We start from the raw sequence: 12,760 nt of genomic DNA, 5'->3' as shown, positions 1-12,760 counted from the left end.
ACCGCCCGCCACGTTAGCCTGGAGCGTCAGTCTCCGGACCGCGAGCGAGTGAAGTGAGGGGCGACAGCATCCCGTGCGCATCGCCAGATTCTCCATCGACGGCAATGTCGCCTTCGGCGCGGTCGAGGACGGGGGCAGCGGCGAACAGGCCGGCCTCGTCCTCGACATCATCAAAGGCATTCCGTACACCGAGTTCGAGCTCTCGGGCACCAAGGTCCCGCTGAGCAAGGTACGGCTGCTGCCGCCCGTGCTCCCGAACAAGGTCGTGGCCGTCGGCCGCAACTACGCGGACCACGCGGCGGAACTCGGCAACGACGTACCCGAAGCGCCGATCACCTTCTTCAAGCCCACCACATCCGTGATCGGCTCGGGCGACGCGATCGAGTACCCCAACTTCTCCAGCGACGTGCACTACGAGGCCGAACTGGCCGTAGTCATCGGACGGCTGTGCCGCGAGGTGCCGCGCGAGCGGGTCAAGGACGTCGTCTTCGGCTACACCTGCGCCAACGACGTCACCGCGCGCGACACCCAGAAGCGCGAGAAGCAGTGGGCGCGCGCCAAGGGCTTCGACACCTCCTGCCCGCTGGGCCCCTGGGTGGAGACGGACCTCGACCCCTCCGACGTCACGATCCAGTGCACCGTCAACGGCGAGCAGCGCCAGCTCGGCCGTACGAGCGAGATGATCCGCTCCGTCGAGGACCTGATCGTCCACATCACCGAGGCCATGACGCTGCTCCCCGGCGACGTCATCCTCACCGGCACACCGGCGGGGGTCGGCCCCCTCGCCATCGGCGACGAGGTCGCCGTCACCATCGAAGGCATCGGCACTCTCACCAACAAGGTGATCAAGCGTGGCTAACGGTTCTGTCCGTGTTCGTTTCTGTCCGTCGCCGACCGGCAACCCCCATGTGGGCCTGGTCCGCACCGCCCTGTTCAACTGGGCGTACGCCCGCCACACCGGTGGCGCGCTGGTCCTGCGCATCGAGGACACCGACGCGGCGCGCGACTCCGAGGAGTCGTACACGCAGCTCCTCGACTCGCTGCGCTGGCTCGGCCTCGACTGGGACGAGGGCCCCGAGGTCGGCGGCCCCCACGAGCCGTACCGGCAGTCGCTGCGGATGGACATCTACCGCGAGACGGCGGAGAAGCTGCTCGCCGCGGGACACGCGTACCACTGCTACTGCACCCCCGAGGAGCTGGAGGCCCGCAGGGACGCCGCACGCAAGGCGGGCCGGCCCTCCGGGTACGACGGCCACTGCCGGGACCTGACCGACGCGCGCAAGAAGGGGTACGAGGCCCAGGGCCGCACCTCCATCGTCCGCTTCCGGATGCCCGACGAGCCGATCACCTTCACCGACCTGGTGCGCGGCGAGCTGACGTTCACCCCGGAGAACGTGCCGGACTACGGCATCGTCCGGGCCAACGGCGCCCCGCTCTACACGCTCGTCAACCCCATCGACGACGCGCTGATGGAGATCACCCACGTACTGCGCGGCGAGGACCTGCTGTCCTCCACCCCGCGCCAGATCGCGCTCTACAAGGCGCTGATCGAGCTGGGCGTCGCGCAGGCGGTCCCGGCGTTCGGGCATCTGCCGTACGTGATGGGCGAGGGCAACAAGAAGCTCTCCAAGCGCGACCCGCAGTCGTCCCTGAACCTCTACCGCGAGCGCGGCTTCCTGCCCGAGGGGCTGCTCAACTACCTCTCGCTGCTGGGCTGGTCGCTCTCCGCCGACCGGGACCTGTTCTCGATGGACGAGATGGTCGCCGCCTTCGACATCGCGGACGTCAACGCCAACCCGGCCCGCTTCGACCTGAAGAAGGCCGAGGCGATCAACGCGGACCACATCAGGCAGTTGGACGTGAAGACCTTCACCGAGGCCTGCGGCCCCTGGCTGAAGGCCCCCTACGCGCCCTGGGCGCCGGAGTCCTTCGACGCCGAGGCGTTCGCCGCCCTCGCCCCGCTGGCCCAGACCCGGGTCACCGTGCTGTCCGACATCACCGCCAACGTCGACTTCCTCTTCCTGGACGAGCCCGTCGAGGACGAGGCGTCCTGGGCGAAGGCGATGAAGGGCGACCCGGCGGCGCTGCTGACGACGGCCCGCGCGAAGCTGGCGGAGGCGGAGTGGCACGCCGAGGCCCTGAAGAACGCGGTCCTGGCGGCCGGCGAGGAACACGGCCTCAAACTGGGCAAGGCCCAGGCCCCGGTCCGGGTGGCCGTCACCGGCCGCACGATCGGCTTGCCGCTCTTCGAGTCCCTGGAAGTCCTGGGCCGCGACCGCACCCTGTCCCGCATCGACGCGGCGCTCGCCAAGCTCACGGGCTGACGGCCATGACCCCGGACCGGGCCGGCCGCACCGCGGCGACGGCGCGCGGGATCGCCTCGGTACGGGCGTATCCGCGGCCGGATCTCACGGACGAGGACGTACGCCGAGCCCGGCTGCGGCGCGCGGCCATTCTCGCGAGGCTGGTCGGCGCCCGGAGGTGACCGGCTGTCGGTAGCGTGGCAGGCATGGCGATCCGTGCCGTCCTGTGGGACATCGACGACACCCTGTTCGACTACACCGGCGCCGACCGCGCCGGAATGCGGCGGCATCTCGCCGCCGAGGGCCTGATCGACCGGTTCGCCACCGTCGACCAGGCCCTCGGCCGCTGGCGCGAGATCACCGACGCGCAGTGGCTGCGGTTCGCCGCGGGGGAGACGGACTTCCTGGGCCAGCGCAGGGACCGTACGCGGGTCTTCCTCGGCGCCGGGCTGACCGACGCCGAGGCCGACGCCTGGTTCGGGCGCTACCTCGGCCACTTCGAGTCCGCCTGGACGCTCTTCCCCGACGCGCTCGCCGCCCTGGACGGCCTCGCGGGCGACTACCGGCAGGCGGTGCTGTCCAACTCCAGCAGCCTGGTCCAGGACCGCAAGCTACGGGTCCTCGGTGTGCGGGACCACTTCGAGGCCGTGGTCTGCGCGGCCGAGGTCGGCGCGGCCAAGCCCGCTGCCGCCGCCTTCCACGCGGCCTGCGACGCCCTCGCGCTGCCGCCCGCCGAAGTGGCGTACGTGGGCAACGAACCCGACATCGACGCCGGCGGCGCCGTGGCCGCCGGGCTCGCCGGGATCTGGCTCGACCGGGGGCGGCTCGGCGGCCGTCCCGATCTTGTGCGGATCGCCGCTCTCGCCGAGCTGCCGGGCCTGCTGCGGGGCGATACTCGTTTTGGAGCGCTGTCCGGCATCGGGTAATGTTCTTCCTGCGTCACCGGAGCAGACCGAAAGGTCCGACCGGGAAACGCAAGCCAAACCAACCCCCACCAGGGGGTTGATTTTTGGTGGGCTATGGTGTAATTGGCAGCACGACGGTTTCTGGTTCCGTTAGTCTAGGTTCGAGTCCTGGTAGCCCAGCTTGCAGACGTTGTCTGCGACGCCCCCGTTGTGTAGCGGCCTAGCACGCTGCCCTCTCACGGCAGTAGCGCCGGTTCGAATCCGGTCGGGGGTACAGATCCTTCTCTCCGACGCCTTCGGGTCGCACCCGGATGCGTCGACGCAGGATCGCCAGGGCCCCCGTTGTGTAGCGGCCTAGCACGCTGCCCTCTCACGGCAGTAGCGCCGGTTCGAATCCGGTCGGGGGTACTACCACCATGGGCTATGGTGTAATTGGCAACACGACGGTTTCTGGTTCCGTTGTTCTAGGTTCGAGTCCTGGTAGCCCAGCCGGACCTCATGGTCCTCGCCCCCGTTGTGTAGCGGCCTAGCACGCTGCCCTCTCACGGCAGTAGCGCCGGTTCGAATCCGGTCGGGGGTACCCACAGATACGAGCAGGCCCTTCCCCAGCAGGGGAAGGGCCTTACTCATGTCCCCTTGTCGGAGCGCCCGTTGGGCTTCGGTTCGCCCCCCACGCCGTTCTGGACTATCCGGCAGGTGAGACATAGCAGATGGCCGCGATCTGCCGGCCGTCTCCGTAGTGATGAGCTGCCTCGCCGATCACCCGCCAACCCATGCGCTCGTAAAGGCGGACAGCGCCGACGTCCTTGGCCATCACGTCGAGGACGAGACGCATGTCGTGCTGCCGGGCGTAGTCCATGGCTGCTCGCGCGAGTCTTTCACCGAGTGCGCGACCTCGCGCTTCCCGCACGACGTAGAGCCGGGCAAGAACGCCGATGCGAGCTTCCTCGTCGCCGCTCTGTGCCTGCCAGAGCAGGACGGCGTCCTCTCCCCGCGGACGCATGACCGCTACGTGTCCCACGATCCGCTGTTCGCCTTCCGCGACCCAGGCGTGGACGACGGCGGGGGAGCTGATCCACTCCTCCGGCCGTTCCACGCCCTCGACCGGGCAGTTCGTACAGCAGCCCGGTCCGATCGGCACGATGCGCATACCGGATTCGGCGTAAGCGGGCGCGTTCTTGAGCGGGAGAGAGTTCAGGCCGATGCGGTCAAGGCCGGGCGTGCTGGGGCGAGTTGCGATGGTGTACGGCCGCGCGGCCGTGTCAACTGCCGCCCCGGCGCAGCGCCTCGCTCAGTCGGCCCGCCGCGTCGATCACGGCCTGGGCGTGCATCCGGCCCGGGTGCCGGCTCAGCCGCTCGATCGGGCCCGATACCGAGACGGCGGCCACCACCCGGTTCGACGGGCCGCGTACCGGCGCCGAGACCGAGGCGACGCCCGGCTCCCGCTCGCCGATCGACTGGGCCCAGCCCCTGCGCCGTACGCCCGAGAGCGCCGTCGCGGTGAAGCGGGCGCCCTGCAGGCCGCGGTGCAGCCGCTCAGGCTCCTCCCAGGCCATCAGGATCTGCGCCGACGAGCCCGCCTTCATGGTCAGCGTGGAGCCGACGGGGACGGTGTCCCGCAGCCCCGAGAGCCGCTCGGCCGCCGCCACGCAGATCCGCATGTCGCCCTGCCTGCGGTAGAGCTGGGCGCTCTCGCCCGTCACGTCCCGCAGATGCGTGAGCACCGGGCCCGCCGTCGCCAGCAGCCGGTCCTCGCCGGCCGCCGCCGCCAGCTCGGCGAGCCGCGGGCCGAGAATGAACCGGCCCTGCATGTCACGCGCCACCATCCGGTGGTGTTCCAGGGCCACCGCGAGCCGGTGGGCCGTGGGCCGCGCGAGCCCGGTCGCAGCGACCAGCCCGGCGAGGGTGGCCGGCCCCGACTCCAGGGCGCTCAGTACGAGAGCAGCCTTGTCGAGAACGCCGACGCCGCTAGAGTTGTCCATGAAACGATACTCGCGTCTCACTCTGTGAAACGCAAGTTCCTTTTTCCGGTGAACTTGCCAACCTGTACGTACGGGCTCGCGGAGACCACGGGTCACCGGCCGGCGTCCGGCTCGCGGGGGGACGGACGTAGGCCCACACATCTCTAGGAATGCCGGCGACGCAGCCGGCCGGAGGGAAAGCGATGGGTAGGACACTCGCGGAGAAGGTCTGGGACGACCATGTCGTCCGGCGCGCAGAGGGCGAGCCCGACCTCCTCTTCATCGATCTGCATCTCCTGCACGAGGTGACCAGCCCGCAGGCCTTCGACGGCCTGCGGCAGAACGGCCGGCCGGTGCGGCGGCTCGACCTCACCATCGCGACCGAGGACCACAACACCCCCACCCTCGACATCGACAAGCCGATCGCCGACCCGGTCTCCCGGGTCCAGCTCGAGACGCTGCGCAAGAACTGCGCCGACTTCGGCGTCCGGCTGCACCCGCTCGGCGACGTCGAGCAGGGCGTCGTCCATGTCGTGGGCCCGCAGTTGGGACTGACCCAGCCCGGCACCACCGTGGTCTGCGGCGACAGCCACACCTCCACCCACGGCGCCTTCGGCGCGCTGGCGTTCGGCATCGGCACCAGCCAGGTCGAGCACGTACTCGCCACCCAGACCCTGCCGCTGGCCAGGCCCAGCACCATGGCCATCACCGTCGAGGGCGAACTGCCCGAGGACGTCACGGCCAAGGACCTGATCCTCGCCGTCATCGCCCGTATCGGCACCGGCGGCGGCCAGGGCTACATCCTCGAATACCGGGGCTCCGCCATCGAGAAACTCTCGATGGAGGCCCGCATGACCATCTGCAACATGTCGATCGAGGCCGGCGCGAGGGCGGGCATGATCGCCCCCGACCAGACCACCTTCGACTACCTCAAGGGCCGCGACCACGCACCCGCCGCCGAGGACTGGGACGCGGCCGTCGCGTACTGGCAGACGCTGCGCACCGACGACGACGCGGTCTTCGACGCCGAGGTGTTCATCGACGCCTCGGAACTCGCGCCGTTCGTCACCTGGGGCACCAACCCCGGCCAGGGCGCGCCGCTCTCGTCGCACGTCCCCGACCCCGCTTCGTACGACGACGCCGCCGAGCGGCTCTCCGCCGAAAAAGCCCTGGAATACATGGGGTTGACGGCAGGTCAGGCGCTGCGCGACATCAAGGTCGACACCGTCTTCGTCGGCTCCTGCACCAACGGCCGTATCGAGGACCTGCGATCGGCCGCAGCGATCCTGGAAGGCCGCAAAGTCGCCGACGGCGTACGGATGCTGGTGGTCCCCGGATCGGTACGGGTCGCCCTCCAGGCCGTCGCCGAGGGCCTGGACAAGGTGTTCACCGGGTCGGGAGCCGAATGGCGGCACGCGGGCTGCTCGATGTGCCTGGGCATGAACCCCGACCAACTGGCGCCAGGTGAGCGCTCGGCGTCCACCTCCAACCGCAACTTCGAGGGCAGGCAGGGCAAGGGCGGCCGCACCCACCTGGTCTCCCCGCAGGTCGCCGCCGCCACCGCCGTGCTGGGCCATCTGGCCTCGCCCGCCGACCTGTCCGACGCCGAAGACCGCACGCCCGCAGGAGCCCGATAACCATGGAAGCCTTCACGACACACACCGGCCGGGCCGTCCCGCTGCGCCGCAGCAACGTCGACACCGACCAGATCATCCCCGCCCACTGGCTGAAGAAGGTCACCCGCGACGGCTACGAGGACGGGCTCTTCGAGGCGTGGCGCAAGGACCCGGAGTTCGTGCTGAACCAGGAGCGGTACGCGGGTGCCTCGGTGCTGATCGCCGGACCCGAGTTCGGCACCGGCTCCTCCCGCGAGCACGCCGCCTGGGCCCTGCAGAACTACGGCTTCAAGGCCGTCATCTCCGCGCGGTTCGCCGACATCTTCCGGGGCAACAGCCTCAAGAACGGTCTGCTGACGGTGGTTCTGGACCAGGACGTGGTCGAATCCCTCTGGCAGCTCGTCGAGAGCGACCCCAAGACCGAGGTCACCGTGGACCTGGAGGGCCGCCAGGTGCGGGCCACCGCCCCCGACGGGACCGCAGTGTCGGCTGATTTCGACCTTGACGAGAACGCCCGCTGGCGGTTGCTGAACGGGCTCGACGACATCGGACTCACCCTTCAGAACGAAGCTGACATCGCGACTTACGAGGCCTCGCGGCCGTCCTTCAAACCCCGCACAATTACCGTCTGATCAGGGCTTTTACCCTCCTGCACCCCCTGCCTCAAGGCAGGGGGTGCAGTTGCATGTTGAGACCCTGTCGGGCGACAACTCGCCCCAGATGGCACAATCGGTGCATGGAACCCGACGGCCAACTCAAGCTTTACCGGTTGGTCGCCGAACAACTGAAAGAGGCGCACATCAGGGTGCGCACCCTGCAAGTCCCGGAGGGCGTACGCACGGCGCTCTCCAGGAAACTGCTGGTCATCACGGCTGCCGCGAAGCACGATCTCCCGGATGCAGCAAGGCGTCTGGACCGATTGATGAAGGACCTCGACGAGGGTCGATTTCCGGAAGGCGACTGACCTCCGAGGAACTCCACCAGGTCGACTTCGTTGCGGCACTAGGGTGATTAGCCCGTTTCGTGTTTGATTTGCGGTATATATCTGCCTAACGTGCGAAAAAGCTTGAACACTTTCGTTCTGGCAATGTCTCCGAAGGGGAAGACGTGAACAAGGCGCAGCTCGTAGAAGCGATTGCGGACAAGGTCGGCGGCCGTCAGCAGGCCGCGGACGCGGTCGACGCGGTACTCGACGCGGTGGTCCGCGCGGTTGTCGCCGGTGACCGGGTCTCGGTGACCGGATTCGGCTCGTTCGAGAAGGTCGACCGTCCGGCCAGGTACGCCCGCAACCCGCAGACGGGTGAGCGCGTACGGGTCAAGAAGACCTCGGTGCCGCGCTTCCGCGCGGGCCAGGGCTTCAAGGATCTGGTCAGCGGCTCGAAGAAGCTCCCCAAGAACGACGTGGCGGTCAAGAAGGCCCCCAAGGGCAGCCTCTCGGGCGGTTCTTCCACCCGTACGACCGCCAAGGCCGCGGCCAAGAAGGCCACCGCCAAGAAGACCACCGCCGCGCGCGGCACCACCGCCCGTACCTCGGCGGCCAAGACGACAGCGGCGAAGAAGACCGGCGCCGCGCGCAAGTCCTCGGCCAAGAAGACCAGCGCGGCCTCCTCGACCGCCAAGAAGACCACCGGCACGGCCAAGAAGGCCGCCGCCAAGAAGACGGCTCCGGCCAAGAAGGCCGTCGCCAAGAAGGCCCCGGCCAAGAAGGCCACCGCTCGCACCACCACGGCGAAGAAGACCGTCGCCAGGAAGAAGTAAGCGGTACAAGGCCACTCACGCACCGGGCCGGGCTCCCTCCGGGGAGCCCGGCCCGCGGCGTTGAGCCCTGTCCGGTCCTGCCGGACAGGGGCAGCACGTCTGCCGGACAGGGTCAGAACGTCTGGAGCGTCACCAGCGTGATCCGGCGCTCCGCGCCGTCGCCCTCGGTCTCGATCCGCACCCGCTGACCCGGCCGGAGCAGTCGGAGCCCGCCGGCGTCGAACGCCTCGGCGGCGAACTCCACGGGTGTGCCGTCGTCCAGGAGGACACTGCCGCTGCGCGTCTGCGCCGAGTAGGTGTAAGCGGTCGCCTGCATGGCCCCAGCGTATCGGTCAGTGCCAGGGCTGCGGCCCCGCCAGCGGCTCGTACCCCGGGTAGCGCGACGCCGTGTGCGGACCGAGCCCCAGCGCCGCCGCCACCAGCAGATCCTCGCCCGTGTCCACATCACGCCGAACCGAATCGACGTCCGTCAGGACAATTTCCACCGCGCCCGACGACAAATGCCGAAGCCGGGAAGGACCGCCGAATGCGGGGGCCAATTCCACGGAAGGGGCAGCGGTCAGCAATGTCGTACCGATTCCTGAAGCATCGGCGAGAAAAGCGCGGGGAAAAACAGCGGCGGCCGACAGCACCCTGGCCAGTTCCTCCGGACGCAGCGCCGGCAGATCCGCGTTGAGCGCCGCCACCGCCGCACCCGGCCTGCGCGCCCTGACCGTACGAGCGCCGTGCGCCAGCGCCGCGTTGAGCCCGGCGCCCGGCGCGTCCGGCACGATGCGCGCCCCCAGCGCCGACAGCCCGTCCGCCGCCGTCGGATCGTCCGTGACGACGGACACATCGCGCACCGCGCCGCAGGACAGCGCCGCGGCCACCGTGTCCTGCGCGAACGCCAGCGCGAGCCTGCGCCGGCGCACGTCACCCGCCGCCTGCGCGAGCCTGCTCTTGGCAAGCCACAGCGGCTTGAGCGGTACGACGAGGGACCAGCGGTCCCGCGGGTCGGTGTTCGTGGCGTGCTCCCCATGCATGTGTACCGGCCCTCTATTGTGGCCCGACCGCGCCGTTGTCCACGGCGCCGGTCACGGAGGCTGGGCGTACGGTGTTCTCGACAGACCAGGGGCCTGGGGCGACACTTGACCCCCGGCGGCCAGGCAGCCAGCCAGGCCCTAAGAGGAAGGTGTCCGAGTGTCCCGCCGCAGAATCGGCTTCTGGTACCGCCTTGCGGCGGTCCTCGCGAAACCACCGCTCATCCTTCTGCTCAAGCGGGACTGGCAGGGAGCGGAACGTATGCCGGCCGACGGCGGATTCATCACCGCGGTGAATCACAATTCGCATCTCGACCCCTTTGCCTACGCCCACTTCCAGTACAACACCGGCCGCGTCCCGAGATTCCTCGCCAAGCACGGTCTGTTCACCAAGGGATTCGTCGGCGCCGTGATGCGCGGTACGGGGCAGATCCCGGTCTACCGCGAGAGCACCGACGCGCTGAGCGCCTTCCGGGCCGCCATCGACGCCGTGGAGCGCGGCGAGTGCGTCGCCTTCTACCCCGAGGGCACCCTCACCCGCGACCCGGACCAGTGGCCGATGACCGCCAAGACCGGCGCGGCCAGAGTCGCTCTTCAGACCAAGTGCCCGGTCGTCCCCGTCGCGCAGTGGGGCGCCAACGCCGTGCTCCCGCCGTACGCGAAGAAGCCCGACCTCTTCCCGCGCAAGACGCACCACGTGCTCGTCGGCGACCCGGTCGACCTGTCGCGGTTCTACGGCAAGGACATGACCCCCGAGGTGCTGCGGGAGGCCACCGAGGTCATCATGGCCGCCGTCACCGAACTGCTGGTGGAGCTGCGCGGGGAGCCCGCGCCCGCCGAGGTCTACGACCACCGCAAGGCCAGGGCCGAACAGCGCCGCGCCGCCGCCGGGAAGGCGGCCGGGCAGGCCGCCGACAGGCCGGCGCGCGGCGAACGAGAAGTGGAAGAAGAGGGATCGACGTGACACGGGTTGCCGTCTTCGGAGCGGGATCGTGGGGCACGGCGTTCGCCATGGTCCTCGCCGACGCGGGGAGCGAGGTGACCCTGTGGGGCCGCCGCCGTGAACTCGTCGAGACCATCGACCGTACCCACACCAACCCCGACTACCTGCCGGGCGTCGAACTCCCCGCCTCCGTACGGGCCACGGCCGATCCGGCGGAGGCCGCCGAGGGCGCCGACTTCACCGTGCTCACCGTCCCCTCGCAGACACTGCGCGCCAACCTCGCCGAGTGGGCGCCGGTCCTGCCGCCCGAGACCGTCCTCGTCTCGCTGATGAAAGGCGTCGAACTCGGCACCGCCAAGCGGATGAGCGAGGTGATCGAGGAGGTCGCCAAGGCGCCCGCCGAGCGGATCGCCGTCGTCACAGGACCCAACCTGGCCGGCGAGATCGCCGCCAGGATGCCCGCGGCCGCCGTGGTCGCCTGCCGCGACGAGTCGGTCGCCGAACGGCTCCAGGCCGCCTGCCACAACCCGTACTTCCGCCCGTACACGAACACCGACGTCGTCGGCTGCGAACTCGGCGGCGCCGTCAAGAACGTGATCGGTCTGGCCGTCGGGATCGCCGACGGCATGAAGTTCGGCGACAACACCTCCGCCTCCCTGATGACCCGCGGCCTCGCCGAGACCACCCGGCTCGGCCTCGCCATGGGCGCCGACCCGCACACCTTCTCCGGACTCGCCGGGATGGGCGACCTGATCGCCACCTGCTCGTCGCCGCTCTCCCGCAACCACACCTTCGGCATCAACCTCGGCCGCGGGATGACGCTCCAGGAGACCATCGCCGCGTCGAAGCAGACCGCCGAAGGCGTCAAGTCCTGCGAGTCGGTGCTCGATCTGGGCAGGCGGCACGGTGTCGACATGCCGATCACCGAAACCGTCGTGGACATCGTCCACAACGGCAAGTCGCCGCTGGTCGCCCTCAAGGAACTCATGTCACGCAGTGCCAAGGCCGAGCGGCACTGAGTAGCGGGCGCGCCGGTGCGGGCGCGGGCCGCTGACCTGGGCGCCTGCACCGGGTACTCTCATCGCGATATGAGCAGCGAGAACTCCTTCCAGAGCCCTGAGCAGCCGCTCCGCAAACCCCGCGTGGCCGTCGTCTTCGGCGGCCGGAGCTCCGAACACGCCATTTCGGTGGTCACGGCCGGCGCCGTACTGCGGTCCATCGACCGCGAGAAGTACGACGTCCTGCCCATCGGGATCACCACGGACGGCCGCTGGGCCCTCACCGCCGACGACCCGGAGCGGATGGCCATCACCGGGTCGACCCTGCCGAGCGTCGAGAACATCGCCGAGTCCACGGACGGCGCGGTCGTCCTGTCGGTCGACCCCGGCAGCCGCGAAGTCGTCTACAGCGAACCCGGCTCGGTGCCCAAGGCACTCGGCGAGGTCGATGTCGTCTTCCCCGTCCTGCACGGCCCGTACGGCGAGGACGGCACCCTCCAGGGGCTGCTGGAACTGGCCGACGTGCCCTACGTCGGGGCGGGCGTCCTCGCCTCCGCCGTCGGCCAGGACAAGGAGTACATGAAGCGGGTGTTCACCTCGTTCGGGCTGCCGGTCGGCCCGTACGTGGTCGTACGCCCCCGCGAATGGCAGGCCGCCGACAACGGCGCCGCCGCCCGCAAGAAGATCGTGGACTTCGCCGCCGAACACGGCTGGCCGCTCTTCGTGAAGCCGGCCCGCGCCGGGTCGTCCATGGGCATCACCAAGGTCGACGACGCCGCCGGGCTCGACGAGGCCATCGCGGAGGCGCAGCGCCACGACCCCAAGATCCTGGTCGAGTCGCTGCTGCGGGGCCGTGAGATCGAGTGCGGTGTGCTGGAGTTCGAGGACGGGCCGCGCGCCAGCCTGCCCGCCGAGATCCCGCCCGTCGTCGACCACGGCTTCTACGACTTCGAGGCCAAGTACATCGACTCGGCCACCGGTCTCGTCCCCGCGCCGCTCACCGACGAGCAGACCGCCGAGGTGCGGCGGCTCGCCGTCGAGGCGTTCGAGGCCGCGTCCTGCGAAGGGCTCGTGCGCGCCGACTTCTTCCTCACCGAGGACGGCACGTTCGTCATCAACGAGATCAACACCATGCCGGGCTTCACCCCGATCTCGATGTTCCCCCGGATGTGGCAGGAGACCGGCGTGAGCTACGCCGAACTCATCGACCTGCTGATCCAGGCGGCGCTGCGCCGCCCGACCGGTCTGCGCTGAGCA

Annotated in this window: 15 protein-coding genes and 5 tRNA genes; 16 read left to right on the top strand and 4 right to left on the bottom strand. The window is 69.7% G+C overall.

The genetic code is table 11. The features are described 5' to 3' along the window. Positions 1–73 precede the first annotated feature (73 nt). From ACZ63I_RS08925 to ACZ63I_RS08885, 9 genes are all read left to right on the top strand, one after another. Complete coding sequence (locus ACZ63I_RS08925; RefSeq protein WP_469336778.1) at positions 74–859, top strand: fumarylacetoacetate hydrolase family protein; 786 nt, start codon at positions 74–76, stop codon at positions 857–859. After that, complete coding sequence (gene gltX / locus ACZ63I_RS08920; protein ID WP_469336776.1) at positions 852–2,324, top strand: glutamate--tRNA ligase; 1,473 nt, start codon at positions 852–854, stop codon at positions 2,322–2,324. Before ACZ63I_RS08925 ends, gltX begins: the two co-directional genes overlap by 8 nt. 5 nt (positions 2,325–2,329) lie before the next feature. Beyond that, a complete protein-coding gene (locus ACZ63I_RS08915) occupies positions 2,330–2,485 on the top strand; it encodes a hypothetical protein (protein WP_469336774.1) in 156 nt (51 codons plus the stop codon). Positions 2,486–2,509: 24 nt separating this feature from the next. Next, complete coding sequence (locus tag ACZ63I_RS08910; RefSeq protein ID WP_469336772.1) at positions 2,510–3,229, top strand: HAD family hydrolase; 720 nt, start codon at positions 2,510–2,512, stop codon at positions 3,227–3,229. A gap of 87 nt (positions 3,230–3,316) precedes the next feature. Beyond that, positions 3,317–3,388: transfer RNA gene (locus tag ACZ63I_RS08905), tRNA-Gln, on the top strand. Between the two features lie 21 nt (positions 3,389–3,409). Continuing rightward, positions 3,410–3,482: transfer RNA gene (locus ACZ63I_RS08900), tRNA-Glu, on the top strand. 61 nt (positions 3,483–3,543) lie between these two features. Beyond that, a tRNA-Glu gene (locus tag ACZ63I_RS08895) sits at positions 3,544–3,616 on the top strand. Between the two features lie 9 nt (positions 3,617–3,625). Then, positions 3,626–3,697: transfer RNA gene (locus ACZ63I_RS08890), tRNA-Gln, on the top strand. 18 nt (positions 3,698–3,715) lie between these two features. Then, a tRNA-Glu gene (locus ACZ63I_RS08885) sits at positions 3,716–3,788 on the top strand. Between the two features lie 105 nt (positions 3,789–3,893). On the opposite strand, the gene ACZ63I_RS08880 is transcribed toward ACZ63I_RS08885, so the two are convergent. Further along, entirely contained in the window at positions 3,894–4,358 is a 465-nt protein-coding gene (locus ACZ63I_RS08880; RefSeq protein WP_469336770.1) for a GNAT family N-acetyltransferase, read from the bottom strand. 112 nt (positions 4,359–4,470) lie between these two features. Beyond that, positions 4,471–5,190, bottom strand: coding sequence for an IclR family transcriptional regulator NdgR (gene ndgR / locus ACZ63I_RS08875; protein ID WP_041995019.1), 720 nt, complete (start codon positions 5,188–5,190; stop codon positions 4,471–4,473). 182 nt (positions 5,191–5,372) lie between these two features. On the opposite strand from ndgR, the gene leuC reads away from it, so the two are divergent. The 4 genes from leuC to ACZ63I_RS08855 all read left to right on the top strand — a co-directional run bounded on the left by leuC (position 5,373) and on the right by ACZ63I_RS08855 (position 8,543). Then, positions 5,373–6,806: a 3-isopropylmalate dehydratase large subunit gene (leuC, locus tag ACZ63I_RS08870; RefSeq protein WP_469336768.1), complete on the top strand. Its 1,434-nt coding sequence runs from the start codon at positions 5,373–5,375 to the stop codon at positions 6,804–6,806. Positions 6,807–6,808: 2 nt separating this feature from the next. Then, positions 6,809–7,417, top strand: coding sequence for a 3-isopropylmalate dehydratase small subunit (gene leuD / locus ACZ63I_RS08865; RefSeq protein ID WP_469336766.1), 609 nt, complete (start codon positions 6,809–6,811; stop codon positions 7,415–7,417). A gap of 104 nt (positions 7,418–7,521) precedes the next feature. Further along, the gene (locus tag ACZ63I_RS08860; RefSeq protein ID WP_469336764.1) at positions 7,522–7,749 is read left to right on the top strand and encodes an SCO5555 family protein; all 228 of its coding nucleotides are present in this window, start codon (positions 7,522–7,524) and stop codon (positions 7,747–7,749) included. Positions 7,750–7,892: 143 nt separating this feature from the next. After that, positions 7,893–8,543: an HU family DNA-binding protein gene (locus tag ACZ63I_RS08855; protein ID WP_469336762.1), complete on the top strand. Its 651-nt coding sequence runs from the start codon at positions 7,893–7,895 to the stop codon at positions 8,541–8,543. A 112-nt stretch (positions 8,544–8,655) separates the two neighbouring features. Here the strand turns inward: ACZ63I_RS08855 and ACZ63I_RS08850 are convergent, their stop codons facing one another. Together ACZ63I_RS08850 and cofC are read right to left on the bottom strand one after the other, a co-directional pair. Next, the gene (locus tag ACZ63I_RS08850; RefSeq protein WP_041984012.1) at positions 8,656–8,859 is read right to left on the bottom strand and encodes a hypothetical protein; all 204 of its coding nucleotides are present in this window, start codon (positions 8,857–8,859) and stop codon (positions 8,656–8,658) included. Between the two features lie 16 nt (positions 8,860–8,875). Further along, a complete protein-coding gene (gene cofC / locus ACZ63I_RS08845) occupies positions 8,876–9,565 on the bottom strand; it encodes a 2-phospho-L-lactate guanylyltransferase (protein WP_469336760.1) in 690 nt (229 codons plus the stop codon). Between the two features lie 157 nt (positions 9,566–9,722). Between cofC and ACZ63I_RS08840 the strand changes: the two genes are divergently transcribed. The 3 genes from ACZ63I_RS08840 to ACZ63I_RS08830 all read left to right on the top strand — a co-directional run bounded on the left by ACZ63I_RS08840 (position 9,723) and on the right by ACZ63I_RS08830 (position 12,757). Continuing rightward, on the top strand, positions 9,723–10,526 hold the full coding sequence (locus ACZ63I_RS08840) for a lysophospholipid acyltransferase family protein (protein ID WP_469336758.1): 804 nt from the start codon (positions 9,723–9,725) through the stop codon (positions 10,524–10,526). After that, a complete protein-coding gene (locus tag ACZ63I_RS08835; RefSeq protein ID WP_469336756.1) occupies positions 10,523–11,524 on the top strand; it encodes an NAD(P)H-dependent glycerol-3-phosphate dehydrogenase in 1,002 nt (333 codons plus the stop codon). The genes ACZ63I_RS08840 and ACZ63I_RS08835 overlap by 4 nt, the downstream gene beginning before the upstream one ends. Positions 11,525–11,593: 69 nt before the next feature. Next, entirely contained in the window at positions 11,594–12,757 is a 1,164-nt protein-coding gene (locus ACZ63I_RS08830) for a D-alanine--D-alanine ligase family protein (RefSeq protein WP_469336754.1), read from the top strand. Positions 12,758–12,760: the final 3 nt, after the last annotated feature.

This window comes from Streptomyces sp. NPDC087906 (genome assembly GCF_055584925.1).
This window is presented reverse-complemented; position numbering and strand designations above follow the sequence as displayed.